The organism is Pseudoalteromonas sp. C8, assembly GCF_011378685.1.
GTDB lineage: Bacteria > Pseudomonadota > Gammaproteobacteria > Enterobacterales > Alteromonadaceae > Pseudoalteromonas > Pseudoalteromonas arctica.
The window spans coordinates 253,120-271,666 of the sequence record NZ_WTKT01000003.1 but is presented as its reverse complement, the minus strand read 5'-3'; the positions used below and the strand labels follow the sequence as shown (position 1 = coordinate 271,666).

General features: G+C 39.4%; 15 protein-coding genes and 1 riboswitch. Of the genes, 9 read left to right on the top strand and 6 right to left on the bottom strand.

Annotated elements, in window-relative coordinates:
• Positions 1-137 precede the first annotated feature (137 nt).
• Positions 138-1,103 carry an HrcA family transcriptional regulator gene (locus tag GQR39_RS04865; RefSeq protein WP_024590838.1) on the top strand — a complete coding sequence of 322 codons (966 nt, stop codon included), beginning with the start codon at positions 138-140 and terminating at the stop codon, positions 1,101-1,103.
• Positions 1,104-1,161: 58 nt separating this feature from the next.
• On the top strand, positions 1,162-1,773 hold the full coding sequence (gene grpE / locus GQR39_RS04860; RefSeq protein ID WP_007375833.1) for a nucleotide exchange factor GrpE: 612 nt from the start codon (positions 1,162-1,164) through the stop codon (positions 1,771-1,773).
• 34 nt (positions 1,774-1,807) lie between these two features.
• Here grpE and GQR39_RS04855 read toward each other — a convergent pair whose 3' ends face one another.
• On the bottom strand, positions 1,808-3,010 hold the full coding sequence (locus GQR39_RS04855; RefSeq protein ID WP_010553412.1) for a Bcr/CflA family efflux MFS transporter: 1,203 nt from the start codon (positions 3,008-3,010) through the stop codon (positions 1,808-1,810).
• Between the two features lie 197 nt (positions 3,011-3,207).
• Between GQR39_RS04855 and GQR39_RS04850 the strand changes: the two genes are divergently transcribed.
• Positions 3,208-4,005, top strand: coding sequence for a M48 family metallopeptidase (locus GQR39_RS04850; protein ID WP_010553413.1), 798 nt, complete (start codon positions 3,208-3,210; stop codon positions 4,003-4,005).
• A gap of 72 nt (positions 4,006-4,077) precedes the next feature.
• Here the strand turns inward: GQR39_RS04850 and GQR39_RS04845 are convergent, their stop codons facing one another.
• The 3 genes from GQR39_RS04845 to GQR39_RS04835 all read right to left on the bottom strand — a co-directional run bounded on the left by GQR39_RS04845 (position 4,078) and on the right by GQR39_RS04835 (position 7,491).
• Positions 4,078-5,094, bottom strand: coding sequence for an alpha/beta hydrolase (locus GQR39_RS04845; protein ID WP_165734951.1), 1,017 nt, complete (start codon positions 5,092-5,094; stop codon positions 4,078-4,080).
• A 161-nt stretch (positions 5,095-5,255) separates the two neighbouring features.
• The gene (locus GQR39_RS04840) at positions 5,256-6,044 is read right to left on the bottom strand and encodes a hypothetical protein (protein ID WP_010553415.1); all 789 of its coding nucleotides are present in this window, start codon (positions 6,042-6,044) and stop codon (positions 5,256-5,258) included.
• 133 nt (positions 6,045-6,177) lie between these two features.
• Positions 6,178-7,491, bottom strand: a complete 1,314-nt coding sequence (locus GQR39_RS04835; RefSeq protein WP_024607544.1) for a Na+/H+ antiporter NhaC family protein — start codon at positions 7,489-7,491, stop codon at positions 6,178-6,180.
• Between the two features lie 372 nt (positions 7,492-7,863).
• On the opposite strand from GQR39_RS04835, the gene dapB reads away from it, so the two are divergent.
• From dapB to ribB, 6 genes are all read left to right on the top strand, one after another.
• Positions 7,864-8,667 (top strand): 4-hydroxy-tetrahydrodipicolinate reductase, encoded by an 804-nt coding sequence (gene dapB, locus GQR39_RS04830; protein WP_024592675.1) that lies wholly within the window; start codon positions 7,864-7,866, stop codon positions 8,665-8,667.
• Positions 8,668-9,029: 362 nt separating this feature from the next.
• Entirely contained in the window at positions 9,030-10,166 is a 1,137-nt protein-coding gene (gene carA / locus GQR39_RS04825) for a glutamine-hydrolyzing carbamoyl-phosphate synthase small subunit (protein WP_007375827.1), read from the top strand.
• 16 nt (positions 10,167-10,182) lie between these two features.
• Positions 10,183-13,401 carry a carbamoyl-phosphate synthase large subunit gene (carB, locus tag GQR39_RS04820; RefSeq protein ID WP_121955296.1) on the top strand — a complete coding sequence of 1,073 codons (3,219 nt, stop codon included), beginning with the start codon at positions 10,183-10,185 and terminating at the stop codon, positions 13,399-13,401.
• A gap of 48 nt (positions 13,402-13,449) precedes the next feature.
• Positions 13,450-13,926, top strand: coding sequence for a transcription elongation factor GreA (gene greA / locus GQR39_RS04815; protein ID WP_010553419.1), 477 nt, complete (start codon positions 13,450-13,452; stop codon positions 13,924-13,926).
• 241 nt (positions 13,927-14,167) lie between these two features.
• Entirely contained in the window at positions 14,168-15,226 is a 1,059-nt protein-coding gene (locus GQR39_RS04810; protein WP_165734950.1) for a S66 peptidase family protein, read from the top strand.
• Between the two features lie 80 nt (positions 15,227-15,306).
• A riboswitch (FMN riboswitch) is annotated at positions 15,307-15,484 on the top strand.
• A 248-nt stretch (positions 15,485-15,732) separates the two neighbouring features.
• A complete protein-coding gene (gene ribB, locus GQR39_RS04805) occupies positions 15,733-16,386 on the top strand; it encodes a 3,4-dihydroxy-2-butanone-4-phosphate synthase (protein WP_165734984.1) in 654 nt (217 codons plus the stop codon).
• A 79-nt stretch (positions 16,387-16,465) separates the two neighbouring features.
• Here ribB and GQR39_RS04800 read toward each other — a convergent pair whose 3' ends face one another.
• Together GQR39_RS04800 and GQR39_RS04795 are read right to left on the bottom strand one after the other, a co-directional pair.
• Positions 16,466-17,122 (bottom strand): nitroreductase family protein, encoded by a 657-nt coding sequence (locus tag GQR39_RS04800; RefSeq protein ID WP_165734949.1) that lies wholly within the window; start codon positions 17,120-17,122, stop codon positions 16,466-16,468.
• 368 nt (positions 17,123-17,490) lie between these two features.
• Positions 17,491-18,516: a zinc-binding alcohol dehydrogenase family protein gene (locus tag GQR39_RS04795; protein WP_165734948.1), complete on the bottom strand. Its 1,026-nt coding sequence runs from the start codon at positions 18,514-18,516 to the stop codon at positions 17,491-17,493.
• Positions 18,517-18,547 lie beyond the last annotated feature (31 nt).

The following is an 18,547-nucleotide window of genomic DNA, read 5'->3' as shown; positions in this document are numbered from 1 at the left end:
ATTTAATAATAGTAGAGTAACTCAAAACAGAAGTGTTTGAAAATACAGATTATAGCAATATTATAAACCTTCAATTTTATTCGCAGTGAGTTAGCTGCACGACTTGAAAAAGAACTAAACGCCCCGATATCTCTTTCATGCAACAAGATGTAGATACCATGAAACTAAACCCACGAGATCAGCAAATTTTTTCAGCTGTTATGAACATGTACTGTAATGGTGAAGGCTTGCCTGTTCCATCAACAAAAATTGCCAAGCTCAAAGGCATGGCAGTGTGTTCGGCTACGGTTCGTAATGCTATGGCTCGCTTAGAAAAAGTGGGCTTATTGTATTCACCTCATACATCCGCAGGGCGAGTGCCGACAAATGAAGGGTTTGATTATTGGTTTGACGAATTTTTTGTGCTTGCTGATATTGCTAATTATTGGCAACCACAGCAGTCACAACTCGTTGAGCTAGCGCATGGTTTGAGCCAAAAATATCAAGTATGTTGTTGTGTTGGTTTACCTCAAGCCAGTTCACAGCAAGTGTTTAGAGTAGAAGTGCTTGATTTTGATTCTACCGACTGGCTTATTTTATTAATAGATAGGGCAGGGCAGAGTCACAATATTTGTATTGATAAACCTCATGATTCGTCAGACTCTGTTCGTTATCAATTTGCCACGTGGTTGAATACTGTATTTAGCCAACAAACCTTAATGGAAGGTTTGTACCGTATGCAAGCTATGGCAAATACAGCGCCTCGAAATTGTCATGATTCGCTTAATCAATGGACGCGACAACTAAGCCAAAAATTAGGCTCAGATAATAGTATTGTTGTTGGTGAAAATTACCTCTACAAACAAATCGATTGCGAACAAAGTTTAAATATTGGTGTTTCGTTTTTAAATTATGTAGAAGATAAGCTTGCTTTTAAAAATGGTGTATCGGTACTTAATAGCGAAAAATTACCTTTTACTGAGTGCGATGAATTAATTGTAATAAGCGTGCCGTACTTTAAAAATCAAGAATATCAAAGCCGTTTTTGTATAATTTGTCCTAAATCAGCGCAGATTGAAGAAATAATTCAAGAATTTAAATTAATTGAGGCATCTAACTCTTGAATCTTTTTATTCAATCCCCATAATTACCGCAGTTGTAAAGAATTGGAGCACGTATTTTATGTCTGAGCAGACACAAAACCCTGAGCAAGAAGTAGAATTAAACGAAGAAATTTCTAAAATGCAGGCTGATGTAGAAGCAGCAGTAGAAGCCGCTGATCAGCATGCAGAACAAGAACAAAGCCCTGAAGCAGAAATTGCGATGTTATATGCAGAGCTTGAAGCTGCAAAGCAAACAATTGCTGATCAAAAAGACGGTGTTGTTCGTGCCGCAGCAGATGTAGATAATATTCGTCGTCGTGCAGCACAAGATGTAGAAAAAGCGCATAAATTTGCACTAGAAAAATTTGCTAACGAATTGCTACCTGTAATTGATAACCTTGAACGTGCTATTGAATTTTCTGATAAAGAAAATGAGACACTAAAGCCGTTGCTTGAAGGTATCGATATGACGGTTAAGAGCTTTAATGACGCTGTTTCTAAATTTGGTGTTGAAATTGTAAACCCACAAGGTGAGCAGTTTAATCCAGATTTTCATCAAGCAATGTCAATTCAACCAAGTAACGATGTAACACCTAATACAGTACTTGCTGTTATGCAAAAAGGTTACACATTGAATGGTCGTTTATTACGCCCTGCAATGGTTATGGTTTCTAAAGCTGCTGACGCTTAATTAATTTAAGATTATTAGCTTTGATAAAAATGCCTCATATTGAGGCATTTTTTTTGTCTTTTTTATAGTGAATTAGCTGTACGAGCATAGTGAGTAATACAGCACTAAACATTAAACTTGAAAATGGCACTGCGCTTTTTGCGTGCATAATGGCGAGTAGCGGGCCAACTAATGCACCACTACCAAAACGAAGTGTGCCAATTACGGCCGTTGCTGTACCTGTGTTTCTTTCAAACTTCATTAATATTAGCGAATCAGCATTACTTGCAGTGACACCTAAACTCATCATTAATGGCGCAATAGCAGCCACAATATAATAAAGTGATAAGTGCAATAAGCTAAATGTTAACAGCGCAAGCCCCGATACAAACCCACATACAAGCCCAATATAGAGCATTTTTCGAGAGCCCAGCCTTGGTACAATTCGCGTATTTAAAAAGTTACCAAACATCAGCGCCATTACATTAAACGCAAATAACACACCAAATAATTGTTCTGATACTTCATATAAATCCAAATATATAAAAGGTACTGAGGTTAAAAAGCAAAAAAATCCAAACGATACAAACATAGAACTGAGTATATCCGCACGTGCGTCTTTATTGCTCAGTACAGTTTTATAGCTGTCAAAAAACAGAGCGAGGCCTTTTTTCTCATTTTTATGAATAGGTATATCTATTAAATACACTTGTACAAACGCTAATATTAAAAAGCTATATCCAGCAAGAACCAAAAATATGGTTGACCAAACAGAAAATCCTAAAATAAACGAACCAACAGAGGGGGCTACTAACGGTGCTACCATCATGATCATCGACACATACGACATTCCCTTAGCTGTATTTTGCTGATAAATATGACGAATAATACCCGGTACGACTACGGTTGCTGCAGCTCCCGTAAATGCTTGCACTGCTCTAAGAGTCCAAAACGCATGGATTTCGGTTGTAAATGCGAGTGCAAGTGAGCTTGCGCCAAATAGGGTTAAGCCAATACGTGCGAGCTTACGGCGGCCAATTTGATCGGCAATAGGGCCAAAAAATAACATCCCCAATGAATAACCCGCTAAGTAAATACTCAACGATATTTGTACATTTGGCATATTAGTTTGTAAATCGCTTGCAATTACCAGCATGGCGGGCAGATACATATCAATAGCCAAAGGAGTAATCGCCACGATACTGGCTAATAAAGGCAATAAAATACGGGTATTAAAAGACGAGGCTGAGGCGTCCATGTGTAAACTCAACAATCACTAAAAACAAGGGCTATAGTGTAACAGGGCATTGTATTTGGATAAACTTAGTTTGCCTGCTAAGTTTATCGTCTTATCGCATCCTTTTAATATAAAGGTATATAAAGCAAATATTTTAAATTGGTACTGTGTTTGCTATTCTACAAGCAATAAAAAATTCATTACTAAAGAGAATTATCATGAAAAAACTAGTACTTGCAGTATTAGCGACAGCCGTTTTAGTCGGTTGTAAAACGTCACCAACAGGACGCACTCAAATAGCGCTTTACTCAGATCAACAAATGAGTGAAATGGGCACTGCTAGTTTTGCAGATATGAAAAAAAGCCAACCAATTAATAAAGATGCAAAAACAAATGCATATGTAAATTGCATTGCTGAAAAAGTAGTGGCTGTATTACCAAAAGAATACGCGTCGCAAAATTGGGAAGTAGTTGTATTTGAAGATGAATCTGCTAACGCTTTTGCACTACCTGGTGGTTACATTGGGGTTCATACGGGCTTATTAAAAATAGCCACCAATCAAGACCAACTAGCAACAGTGCTAGGGCACGAAGTAGGGCACGTAATTGCTGAGCATTCTAATGAGCGTGTTTCACAAAGCTCTATTTTAGATACCGGTATGCAACTTGGTAGTGCAGCACTTGAAATGGGTAACATTCAATACCGTAATGAAATTATGCAGGGTCTAGGCTTAGGCGCACAGTATGGTGTTGTTTTGCCATTTAGCCGTTCGCACGAGTCAGAAGCTGATGAAATTGGCTTGGATTTAATGGCTGAAGCAGGCTTTAATCCACAAGAATCAGTAACCCTTTGGCAAAATATGAGTGCAGCAGGTAGTGGTACAACACCTGAGTTTTTATCAACTCACCCAGCGCCAAGCAGTCGTATTAAAGACTTACAAGCACAAATGAGTAAAGCACTTAGTGAGCAAAGTACAGCTAAAGCACAGGGTAAAAACCCACAATGTAAGCTGTAATCTAGTTTAATTACTAAATAAAAACCCCTGTGAGTAATTACTTACAGGGGTTTTTGTATTCAGTACTCACCTTTATTTAGTTGTAAGCGCTTTTTGTAATACATTTTTAAAGCGTTCAAAATCTTCAATGTGCGGCAGGTGCCCTAAGTTATCTAGTTCGAATAATTGTGCGTCAGGGATAAGTGTTGCAGCGTGTTTGCCTAATTTATCGTATCGGCCAAGCTCGTAATCAACATCCTCTTTTTTCCAGTTACGGCCAGGACCGGTTCTATCGCGTGTACCAATAATTAATTTAACTGGCACAGTTAAATCTTTAAATTCGGTTATTACAGGTTGAGTGAAAATCATATCGTATGTTTTTGCATTCACCCATGCCATTTGTTCTTTATCTGGGCCTTGTATTTGCCCTGTTATAAAGTCAGTTAAGGCTGAATATGTTGTATTCCACTTACCATCGTAGTAATTTTTTTGCTGATATTTTTTTACACCTTCAGGTGTTTTTGAAAGCTCGTTTTTATAGAAAAAATTAGTATCTTTGTAATCAACATACTGCAAGTAGTTTTCAAGCCCAATAGGGTTTAATAAAATTAGCTTTTTAGTGGCGTTTGGGTACATTAATGCAAAACGACTCGCTAGCATCCCGCCCATAGAGTGCCCAAGTACAATCGACTCTTTAATATTAAGTGAATCTATTAACGCGTGAGTGTGATGAGCAAGCGTCGCAAACGAATACTGGTAATTAGTTGGCTTAGACGACTTGCCAAAACCAATTTGATCAGGGATTAATACCCCATAACCTAAAGATTGCAGGTATTGCGCAGTGGTAGTCCAGTAGTCGGCGTTAAAATTTTTGCCATGCATAAGTGTAACTGTAGGCATATCGGCTTTAGTTGGCTTTAAGTAAATATAAGCCATTTTTAATGATTGTTTTTGCGACTCAAGTGCAAAATAATTTACCTTAAAATCGTATTCGTAATTGCTTAATAGTGCATCATAAGAAAGGGCGGATGTATCTTGAGAAGGGCCAGCTAAGGCATTGTTTGTTAGTACTAATAAAGTAGAGAAACAAATAACTTTAATCGACGACATTCAGTTACTCCTATTAAAGGCGAGCGCTTGGCTTAAAAAGAAGTACAACAATAACTAAGTATTTAAACCTGTTCAATTAAATGTTTTACGTGGACGAAAAAAAGCGAAGCTAAAATAGTGCTTCGCTTATTATTACTGAGTAAAGAGCTGATTGTTGAAGCTTAAAATGTCCACTCAATATGGATTTGTGGTACCGATTCAGTGACTTCAGTACCTAATTTGTTGTGCCAGTATTGTAATTCCATTCCCAGCAGTAGTGTGTTTTCTTTCATTTGAAGGGCGTGACCCATATCCCACACTAAAATAGGCTGTGCTAGTATCCAAGCTTGTACATCGTTACCAAATTCATCTTCACGCTCTGCGATGTATTCAGCGTGGCCTTTAAAGCTAAACTTTTGTGAGCCAATAGTGAAAGGATATTCAAAAGCTACATCAAGCATCCAACTATTAGTTTCAATAGGTGCGCCGCCTTTTGCTACACCTTCACTGTCGTCAATGTAGGCTGTGAACAGCGTTTGAAAAAAGTTAAACCCAGGTACATCCCAGCTTAATTTAACACCTGGTAGATACTTCATTACTTTTGCATCACCAGCAACGTTAATACCGCCCGTTAGGCCAACATCTAATAATGCGCCAGAGCCAATTTGCTTACCAGTGATGGCAGATAAGCTAACCGTTGAGTACCACTCACCATAAAAATCAGCATCTTGGTAACCGTCATCTATATCGTCTTTACTGTAATCAATAAAAAAGAAATTATCGCCGTAGTCATAGCCCGATGCATGTTGAAGCGAGTAAACAGTGGTGTCTGACTCTTGCTTAGAAAATGGATTTTTTTGGCTGCCATTATTTATATGTACTGCTGTACTGCTCCAATTGGCAGCAAAAGCCGACGATGATAAAGCGAGAGAAGTAAGGGTAATAAAAGGGAGTAATTTTTTAAATTTCATAACTGTTTAATAACTATAATTTTAGTGACACGCGGAAGCGGCAATTATAGCAGAAGAGATTGATTTGTTGATCGCTAATTTAACACATGTTGCAGCCTACTTAATAAGCTGCAACATGTAATGACTCAATTTATTACGCTTTATTACGGCGTAAACAAATAATAGTAATCGCCGTAAATGCTAAAATAAAACAGTAATAAGAAGACGTTGATACTTCCCACGGGCTAATTTTAAACGTAGCGCCTAACAGTAGCGCTTGTGCGCCATAAGGAAGTGAGCCTTGCGTTACACAAGCAAATATATCAAGCAAACTTGCAGAGCGTTTACCGCTTATTTCACCATCATCTGCCAGCTTTTTAGCAATAGGGCCAGCAACAATAATAGATACGGTATTATTGGCAATACACATGTTACTTGTCATAACCAATGCTGCAATACCTAATTGATCGGCCACTTTACGGTGCCATTTTGCGATGATTTTAGTAATTGCCTGAATCTTATGAGCAATATAATCAAGGCCACCATTAATGCGAATAAATTCAGATAAGCCACCTATAAACATTGATAGTAAAAATATTTCCTGCATATCGGTAAAGCCTTTGTAAATATCTTTTACAAAGCTTGCGCCTTCATAACTTCCTGTAAAGCCCATTAATGCAGCAAAAATAATACCGCTAAACAATACTACAAATACGTTCAAGCCAGCAACCGCTAACACTAAAATAAAGGCATAAGGAAGTACTAACCAAATATCGTAATCTTTGGTTTCAACTACTTGTGCTGCAGGTGTTAAATAAAACAACAAGCCAATAGTTAGTATTGCAGCGGGTACTGCTATTTTAAGATTCTCTTTAAACTTATCTTTCATCTCACAGCCCTGCGTTCGCGTAGCTGCGATAGTGGTATCGGAAATAATTGATAAGTTATCGCCAAACATAGCGCCAGATACAATCGTACCTGCCATTAATGCTGGATCTATACCTGTTTTAATTGATACTGCATAAGCAATAGGACCAATAGCACCAATTGTTCCCATCGACGTACCCATTGCAGTAGATACAACCGCTGCAATTAAAAATAAACCAGGAAGTAATAGCGAAGGTGGAATAAGTGATAAGCCAGCATTTACTACCGCATCTACACCACCGGTTGCACTGGCAACGGCAGAAAACGCACCTGCAAGTAAGTAGATTAAACACATGGTAATAATATTGTTGTGTCCGGCACCTTTAATAAAGGTCTCTACACATTCGTTTACTGTGCCTTTATTTAATATAAACGCAAGCATAATAGCGGGTAATATAGCCACTGGAGCAGGAAGTTGATAAAAAGCGTAATCAACCCCTTGCGATTGTAAATATAAACCAGAGCCCAAAAATAGTGCTACAAAGGTTAAAAGGGGTAGTAAAGAAAGTATTGCTTTGTTTTTGTTAAATGATGGCTGCATCATAATCCTCGAAACCAGTTAATTTACAACAGCCAAAAATTCCTCTTTTAGCTGAATTTAGCAAATCTACCTACTATGTTAATCATTAACAAAATTAGGAGAGTGCAGCGCCCGCAAGCCAAAGACCAAATCGACGCGAAAGAGAAGTTTAAATGTATAGATGGCTAAAGTAAACTGGTATTGTTATTATTATTAAATTAAAAGGTCACCTGACTATTGCATGACTTTTAGATAATATCTACAAAGTAACGCTATTTTCAGCGATTAATATTTGTCCAACTGCATAAAAATACCTAAGCGCGTATTTGTAATGCACCGGATATATACTTAGATTAGTAAAAAACGGATCCAAATTTAAATTAGGTAAAAACAATGACTACAAATCGAATAGGCGTTTTTGGTGCTAATGGCAGAATGGGCTTAGCTTTATTAGAAGCCGCGACAATTAAAGAGCAAACACAACTTACAGGTGCATACGTTCGTAGCAGTTCATCGTTATTAGGTATTAATGTAAATCAAGTAAATAGCGCCGCCGATAACAGTGTTAGCTTTAGCGAAGAAACCACAATAGATAATGTAGATGTTTTAATCGACTTTACGCTTCCCGCTGGTATGAAAAACCATTTAAAAACCGCTGTAGCACAAAAAATTCCTATGGTTATTGGTACAACGGGCTTAACAAGCGACGATATGGCACTTTTACACGATGCCGCTAAGCATATTCCTATTGTATTTGCGCGAAACTACAGTGTAGGAGTCAATGTACTACTGAACCTTGTGCAAACCGCAGCGACCAAATTTGGTGACGATTTAGATATTGAAATATTTGAAGCGCATCATCGTCATAAAATCGATGCGCCATCGGGCACAGCATTAGCCATTGGCGAATCAATTGCACAGGCTAAAGGCTGGGACCACGACGAGGTTGCCGTATACGACCGCAGCCAAGTGGAGACAGCTAAATCGCAAAATGAAATTGGTTATTCGGTACTAAGAGGGGGCGATATAGTAGGTGAACACACCGCATACTTCGCTACAATGGGCGAAAGGCTCGAATTAACCCATAAAGCAAGTTCAAGAATGACATTCGCTCTAGGTGCTGTAAGGGCTGCAAGCTGGTTGAAAAACAAACCTGTAGGACTTTATGATATGCAAGATGTACTAGATCTGAAGTAGTTTAGTTACTTTTTTAACTGTTTGGGTCTAATTTTGCCTACAGTGACTTGTTTGTAACAATTTACTAAATAATATTAGACCTAAAAGCTAACTTAATGTAATATGCAGCCAATTTGCCAAAAATTACTAAATGCGTGTTTCCAATTATACCCAAGTGGCTAGTAAATCCGGGGTTTCAGTGGGAATAAAAATAGTTTTAGGCAAGAAAAAATGATTGAAGGTTGAATGCTTTACATCTGCATCATTTAAGACTGCGTAAAACAATTTAAGCTCACAGAAATCTGGTTTTGACGATCCCTCTGGGTATTGGCGGGGTGTTAAGCAATTGCTTACTCCCGTTTTTTACTGTTAGGAGGTTTAACTTGACTAAATCCGCTCTGTTAGTCCTAGAAGACGGCACAGTGTTTCGCGGTACTGCAATCGGCGCTGACGGCATGTCAGTCGGTGAAGTAGTATTCAATACGTCTATGACTGGTTATCAAGAAATTTTGACTGATCCATCATACGCGGAACAAATCGTAACTTTGACGTACCCACATATCGGTAATACGGGTACCAACAGCGAAGACGAAGAAGCGAATCAAATTTGGGCTAAAGGCCTAGTGATCCGTGATTTGCCACTGCTAGCAAGTAATTTTCGTAACGAGCAATCGTTAGATGATTACTTAAAAGAACGTAATATTTTAGGTATTGCGGACATCGACACCAGAAAGTTAACTCGAATTTTGCGTGATAAAGGCGCACAAAACGGGTGTATTATTGCTGGCGACGAGCTAGACGAAAATAAAGCGCTACAAGCCGCGCAAGCCTTCCCAGGCTTAAAAGGTATGGATTTAGCAAAAGTTGTCTCAACCAAGGAAAATTTTGAGTGGCGCGAATCAAGCTGGACATTAGGCGAAGGATTTAAAACCCTTGATGCTGCTGATGAAAAGTTTCATGTTGTTGCCTACGACTTCGGTGTAAAGCGTAATATTTTACGTATGCTTGTAGACCGTGGTTGTAAACTTACAGTAGTACCAGCGCAAACCTCTGCCGCTGACGTACTGGCTTTAAACCCTGATGGTATCTTCCTATCTAATGGCCCTGGCGATCCTGAGCCATGTACTTACGCTATTGATGCAATTAAAACCTTTTTAGAAACCGACACACCAATTTTTGGTATCTGTTTAGGTCATCAGTTATTAGCCCTTGCCTCAGGTGCTAAAACAGAAAAAATGAAATTTGGCCACCACGGCGCTAACCACCCAGTTAAAGACCTAGACCGCGATGTAGTTATGATCACAGCTCAAAACCATGGTTTTGCAGCTCAAGAGTCAAGCCTGCCAAGTACGCTTCGTGCCACGCACAAATCGTTATTTGATGGAACGCTTCAAGGTATTCATCGTACAGATAAACCTGCGTTTAGCTTCCAGGGTCACCCTGAAGCAAGCCCTGGTCCGCACGATGCAGCCCCATTATTTGACCACTTCATCGATTTGATGCAAGCGCGTAAACACTAATTTAACTGGAGTAATAATGCCAAAACGTACCGACATAAAAAGCATTCTTATCTTAGGCGCAGGCCCAATTGTAATTGGTCAAGCTTGTGAATTTGACTACTCTGGTGCTCAAGCGTGTAAAGCACTTAGAGAAGAAGGCTACAGAGTTATATTAGTTAACTCAAACCCTGCAACTATCATGACCGACCCTGATATGGCCGATGCAACATACATCGAACCAATTCACTGGGAAGTGGTAGAAAAAATTATTGAAAAAGAAAAGCCAGATGCAGTACTGCCTACAATGGGTGGTCAAACGGCATTAAACTGTGCGCTTGAACTAGACAAGCACGGTGTATTGGCTAAACATGGCGTTGAACTAATTGGTGCAACAGCTGATGCAATCGACAAAGCAGAAAACCGTGAACGCTTTGACGTAGCAATGAAAAATATTGGTCTTGAATGTCCTCGTGCTGAGATTGCTCACTCTATGGATGAAGCCAAAGACATCATAACGCGGATTGGTTTACCATGTATTATCAGGCCTTCTTTTACTATGGGCGGCACCGGCGGCGGTGTAGCGTATAACTTAGAAGAGTTTGAAGAAATTTGTGAACGTGGCTTAGATTTATCGCCAACGAACGAATTACTAATTGATGAATCACTGATTGGTTGGAAAGAGTACGAAACAGAAGTTGTACGTGATAAAAACGACAACTGTATTATTGTTTGTACCATTGAAAACTTTGACCCTATGGGTGTTCACACTGGCGATTCAATCACCGTTGCACCAGCGCAAACGCTAACCGACAAAGAATACCAAATTATGCGTAACGCCTCTATGGCAGTATTACGTGAAATTGGTGTAGAAACTGGCGGTTCTAACGTGCAGTTTGGTATTAATCCTGAAGATGGCCGTATGGTTATCATTGAGATGAACCCACGTGTATCACGTTCATCTGCATTAGCATCAAAAGCAACGGGTTTCCCAATTGCTAAAATTGCAGCAAAACTAGCAGTAGGTTACACGCTTGATGAACTTCAAAACGACATTACTGGTGGCAAAACTCCCGCGTCTTTTGAACCTTCAATCGATTACGTTGTTACAAAAATTCCTCGCTTTAACTTTGAAAAATTTGCCGGTGCAAACGACCGTTTAACTACGCAAATGAAATCAGTTGGCGAAGTAATGGCAATTGGTCGTAACCAACAAGAATCATTACACAAAGCATTACGTGGTCTTGAAGTGGGTGCAACGGGATTTAACCCGATAGTTGCGCTTGATGACCCTAAAGCAAAAGAAAAAATAATTCGTGAACTACGCGAGCCAGGCGCTGAGCGTATTTGGTACATTGCTGATGCAATGCGCCATGGCATGAGCGTTGATGATGTTTACGAGCTGACTAAAGTTAACCGCTGGTTCTTAGTACAAATAGAAGACATTTTAAAAGACGAAGCAAAAATAGCGAAAGTAGGCATGGCGGGTTTAAATGCTGACTTCCTACGTAAACTTAAGCGCAAAGGCTTTGCAGATCCGCGTATAGCAGAAATTGCAGGTGTATCTGAGGCTGAAATTCGTAAAAAACGTCATTTATTAAACATCGTGCCAGTATACAAACGTGTTGATACGTGCGCTGCAGAATTTAGCTCAGACACTGCTTACATGTACTCAACTTACGATGAAGAGTGTGAAGCTAACCCAACAGATCGTGATAAAATCATGGTTATTGGTGGTGGTCCAAACCGTATCGGTCAAGGTATTGAGTTTGATTACTGTTGTGTACATGCCTCGCTTGCGCTTCGCGAAGACGGTTACGAAACTATTATGGTTAACTGTAACCCTGAAACGGTATCTACCGATTACGATACATCTGACAGGTTATACTTTGAACCAATTACGCTTGAAGACGTACTCGAAATCGTACGTGTTGAAAAGCCAAAAGGCGTTATCGTACAGTACGGTGGTCAAACACCACTTAAGCTAGCGCGTGAGCTTGAAGCCAATGGCGTACCAGTGATTGGTACTTCACCTGATGCGATTGACCGTGCAGAAGACCGCGAACGTTTCCAACAACTTGTTGAGCGTTTAAACTTACTTCAGCCAGAAAATGCAACAGTAACTTCAACCGAAGAAGCCTTACTTAAATCAGTTGAAATTGGCTTTCCATTAGTTGTACGCCCGTCGTACGTACTAGGTGGTCGTGCAATGGAAATTGTATACGACGAAGATGATTTACGTCGCTACATGACCGAAGCTGTACAAGCATCAAACGAAGCACCTGTATTACTGGACCGTTTCTTAGATAACGCGATTGAAGTTGACGTTGACGCAATTTGTGACGGCGAGCAAGTAATTATCGGCGGTATTATGGAGCACATTGAGCAAGCGGGTGTTCACTCGGGTGACTCAGCCTGTTCATTACCAGCACATTCTTTATCACAAGAAGTGCAAGATGTAATGCGCAAGCAAGTAACCGACATGGCGCTTGAACTTGGTGTTGTTGGCTTGATGAATACACAGTTTGCAGTTAAAGAAGACAAAGTGTACTTAATCGAAGTTAACCCGCGTGCTGCACGTACTGTACCGTTTGTATCAAAAGCAACCGGTGTGGCGCTTGCAAAAGTAGCTGCACGTTGTATGGCTGGGCAGTCTTTAGCGAGCCAAGGTATTACTAAAGAAGTGATCCCTCCTTACTACAGCGTTAAAGAAGTTGTTTTACCATTTGCTAAGTTTCAGGGTGTGGATCCAATCCGTGGTCCTGAGATGCGTTCAACAGGTGAAGTGATGGGTGTTGGTGATACTTTCGCCGAAGCATTCGCAAAAGCACAATTAGGTGCAAGCAACACTTTACCACGCGGTGGTCGCGCGCTATTATCTGTTCGTAATAGCGATAAGCCACGTATTGTTGAATTAGCCAAAATCATGACCGACTTAGGTTTTGAACTTGACGCAACTGGTGGCACGGCACAAGCTCTTGAAGAAGCTGGCATTGAAGTACGACGTGTAAACAAAGTATATGAAGGCCGCCCGCATATTCTTGATTATATCAAGAATAAAGAGTACAGCTATATCGTTAATACCACCGAAGGTCGCCAAGCGATCGAAGATTCGAAGGTGTTACGTCGTGGTGCATTGCAAAATAAAACCAACTATACGACAACCTTGAACGCGGCATTCGCTAACTGTACTGCTAATAAAGCAGATGACCGCAGCAAAGTGACGTCAGTTCAAGAGCTACATCTGCGATTGAACTAAGGAAATGTGCCAAGGCCAACTAGGGCCTTGGTGTTAAGTGAGAAAAGTATGCAATCAATTCCGATGACAGTTCGTGGCGCAGATTTACTGCGTAAAGAGCTTAACGAATTAAAAACAGTTACCCGTCCTAAAATCGTAAGTGATATTGCGGTTGCACGTGAACATGGTGACTTAAAAGAAAACGCTGAATACCACGCTGCGCGTGAGCAACAGGGTTTTTGTGAAGGGCGTATTCAAGAAATTGAAGCTAAACTTTCAAATGTTCAAATTATCGACGTAACTAAAATGCCAAATACCGGTAGAGTTATTTTTGGCACTACGGTAACTATTGTAAATATAGAAACCGATGCTGAAGTAAAATACCGTATTGTGGGCGATGACGAAGCAAATATTAAAAACAACTTAATATCTGTTAACTCACCGATTGCACGTGGCTTAATTGGTAAACAAATGGACGACGCAGTGTCTATTCAAACGCCAAAAGGTATTGTTGAGTTCGAAATCATTGAAGTTGAGTATCTTTAACGCATAACTCACTTTAACGTTTTTAAATAAAAACCGATGTAATTACATCGGTTTTTTTATGTCTGTAATTTAACCTTTAATGGTAGGCGCGTTTGTACAGTATTCATATTCTATAAATATGGTCTATGTTGGTATAGTAGGTACTTATATCAATTTATTAAAAGCATGAGCATTTAGCGCATCAAATAACTCGCTGATTTAATGTAATTGGTATTAACGTATTCTCTAAAAAGGAAAATATATGCCTAATATACTTTACCCAGCGCCTTTAAAAGTAGGATCAAAAATAGCAATTTGTTCACTTTCATCAGGCCTTAAAGAAAAGTACCATGCACGGTTAGACATTGTTATTAATGGATTAAAACATCGAGGGTATGATGTTGTTGAAGGAGAGTTTTTACGTCAAAGCAAACCGCATGGACAGCTTAACGCTAAAGCGCACGCTCAGCAGTTAATGGGTTTTTTATTAGATGATGAGATAGATGCAATTATGCCTCCATTTGGTGGCGAGCTTGCAATGGAAATACTGCCCCTACTTGATTTTAATGCAATTAAAGAAGCAAAGCCTAAATGGTTAGTTGGGTTCTCTGATGTAAGCACCATTGCATGCGCACTCACGGCAAAATGCCAATGGGCAACACTACACAGCGCTAATTTTATGCAGTTACATCCTGACGAAAAAAGTCCTTATTGCCTGCAAATATTTGAAACACTAAGTTATGAAGCAGGTAGCAAATTTGAGCAAGCCCCGTCATCGCATTATCAAAAAAATAGACCTGATTACGTACAAAACCCAAATGCATTGTTTGAACACTCAGAAGTTACTCAGTGGCAGTGTTTAAATTACTTTGATGCACGCACTATTGAAATGTCGGGTCGCTTATTTGGTGGCTGTTTAGATACAGTTGGCTTATTACTCGACTCTCCATTTTTGGCACTACATGAATTTAAAAAACACAGTGCACCCGAAGGGCTTATTTTATACCTAGAAAACTCAGAGCTGACGCCAACAACCGTTGCACGGTTTTTACTTTCATTAAAATTGGCAGGTATATTTGACGATATAAACGGTATTATTATTGGTCGCAGCGTGATCACTCAAGGTCAAGATGCTTCTTTTGATTACCGCCACGCGCTTGATGTTGCACTAGGTGGGTGTTTATTTCCTGTGATTATTGATGCCGATATTGGTCATGCTCCACCTAACTTAAATTTAGTAAACGGCGCTACTTGTACAATCACCGCTGACATAAATGAAGGTAAAGTAGTCAAAGCCTCATTAAATACCGAGCTTTGTTAGAAGTTTATTCACTTACCTTTGATAAGTAATTAAGTTAAAGGGTATAATAAGCCCGCTTTTATAGCGCTTTAGTTATAAAAGTACATTCTCAGGGCGGGGCGAAATTCCCCACCGGCGGTATGTCTAATGTTATTTATAACTTAGACGAGCCCGCGAGCGCTTTATTTAACTTATTTTTTAACTAGGTTCAGTAAAGGTCAAGCAGATCTGGTGAGATGCCAGAGCCGACGGTTACAGTCCGGATGAAAGAGAATATGGCTTATTATACTAATATCAATTTTATTAAAGATACGATCATTGTATCGCGTTAAGTGAGCTATTTTTCTAGCGTTATAATAGGTCACTAATTTAATGCAGTTGGTATAACAGTGTGCGCTGCTTTTTGCTGCGTGCATTTTGTTATTTTATTTAAGCTATTTTGGTAGTGATCGTTTTAAATTTAAAGCGATATATTACTGATCCTTTCACAGTCCTGAATCTATTATTTTTTTATTTGGAATATAATGATGATTCAGTCTCTACTTACTCAATTCGGCGAAAGCCATATCCGCGTACAAAGCGCAATTGCTGCACTACAGCAAGGGCAAGGCGTACTTGTTGTTGATGATGAAAACCGTGAAAATGAAGGCGACTTTGTATTTTCAGCTGAGCATTTAACGACTTCTCAAATGGCCGAAATGATCCGCGAAGGCAGCGGTATTGTTTGCTTATGCATGGGGGAGGAGCGCATTAAACAGCTCGACTTACCGCAAATGGTAACCCATAACACAAGTCAAAATAACACCGCTTATACAGTCACTATTGAAGCTAAGCATGGCGTTACAACAGGCGTGTCTGCTGCTGATAGAGTAACTACTATAAAAGCAGCGACTGCCGATAACGCCAAACCAAGTGATTTATCGCGCCCTGGGCATGTATTTGGTTTAAAAGCACAAACGGGCGGAGTATTAGTTCGTCGTGGTCATACCGAAGCATCCGTTGATTTAATGCAGCTTGCCGGCTTAAAACCATTTGGCGTAATTTGCGAACTAACAAATCCAGATGGTTCAATGGCGCGCTTACCTGAGGTGAGTGATTATGCTAATAGACATAATATGACCGTGGTTTCTATTGAAGATTTAGTGCAATACATTCAGGCTGCACAGCTTCAAGTAAGTTAAACTGCTTTAAAGCAAAAAACCACTTATTTAAATAAGTGGTTTTTTAATATTGTTATCATTTAAGTTTATAACGTATTACTTATAAAACCTGAATAACTTGCTCTTTTGCCAAGCGAGATTTAGGTAATTTAGCATTATAGTCTTCTGCGCTATCGTGATAGCCAAGTACTAATGCTACGTCGCACACGTAACCATCAAGTTCTTTTTCAAAAACTTCGCCAATCAGCTCGGCATCTACGCCTTCCATTGGAGTAGAGTCAACACCTAAGCGTGCAGCTGCATGCATAGTGTTACCCAGTGCAATGTAAGTTTGTGCTTTAGTCCACTCTTCATTAACGCCTTGCTCATCAGTATTCATATCAACAAACGCGTAAGCACCAAAAGCTTGTTCGCGATTTTCTGCTTTAGTACGACCATTTTTAATATCTGCATCAATGATTTGTGCGTAATCATCGCGGGTATATTTAGGGTTGTGAGCAAATAATATTATATGCGAAGCTGTTTTAATGTGTGGCTGGTTAAACGCAAATTTATTAGCAAATGTACTATGCATACGCTCTTTAGCCTCATCTGATTCAATTACGATGAATTTCCAAGGCTGCGAGTTAATAGATGAAGGAGACAGGCGCATAGCTTCGTAAATAACGGCTAAATCGTCTTGAGATACACGTTTCGTTGCATCATAACGTTTTGCTGTGTAGCGCTTTTCTAAGTCATTAATAATAGGGTGAGTCATTAGTTTTTCCATTGAGTAGGTGTTTTACCAGTATTTACTATGTTGAGTCAGTTTTAGTAAAAACAAACCCTTTTAAAAATTTATTACAAAAATAATATCGTGCTTTTAAATCACTCTACTTACTTTATACAATCGATATATCTACGTAACGTAAGGCTTATCAATATAGCTATGTGCGGATAGTAGAGGATTATTACAATATGATAAACAGGTATATGGTTGAATCATTATCAAATATTATTAGGTAATAGTTTCTTTAATAAATATAAATACAGCAAAAGCCACCCCGAAATATTGGCTGGAGACGCCAATTGCATTGGCGCCTTTAATCAATTCAGGTATAAATAAGGCGTGTAATATTTATAGAATTAAAAACCTTCCAACACTATTTTGCCAATAGAGCGACCTTCTTCAAGTTCTGTGTGTGCAATACGCAGGTTAGCCGCATTTATAGTGCCTAAGTTTTTACCAATTGTGGTTTGAATGTAGCCTTGGTCAATCAAATCGGCAACATGATTTAATAACTTACTTTGCTCAATTAAATCTTTGGCATTAAACATTGAACGGGCAAACATAAATTCCCAATGTAGAGATAAACTCTTCATTTTTAATTTGCTAACATCTAATGACTCAGGATCGTCAATCATTGCAATTTTACCAAATGGTGCAAGTACCTCTGTATACGCTTCAAAGTAAGTATCAGTACTATGCAGGCTTGCTACATGTGTTACCGAGCCAATGTTTAACGCGTCAATTTGAGCAGGTAATGGTTTTGTATGGTCAACGACATAATCTGCGCCTAGTTTTTTAACCCATGCTTGAGAGCTTTCGCGCGATGCAGTGGCAATCACCGTTGCGCCAGTAATCGCTTTAGCAAGTTGAATAAAAATAGAGCCAACGCCGCCTGCGGCACCTGTTACTAAAATAACCTCTTCTGATTTTGTTGTTGCATCAGCAGCTTGTTTTACAATGTTTAAATGCTCAAATAATAACTCGTATGCTGTGATTGCAGTAAGGGGTAATGCAGCCGCTTCGGCGTCGGTTAAGCTTTGCGGTTTAAACCCTACAATGCGCTCATCCACTAATTGAAATTCTGCATTACTACCTGGGCGAGTAATATCACCTGCGTAATAAACCGCATCACCGAGTTTAAATGCCGTTACAGCATCGCCGATTGCAACAACTTCACCAACGGCATCCCAACCAATAACTTTTACTTCACCATCAGTAGGGGGCATAGATGCACGCACTTTGTAATCTGCTGGGTTAACTGCAATTGCTTTAACTTTAATTAATAAATCGCGACCTGTTGCAACTGGCTGTGGTAATTCAACATCAATTAACGATTCAGGATTAGTAACAGGAAGAGATTTTTTATAACCAATGGCTTTCATAATAAATGTCCTAATTTGTTTACATATAAGG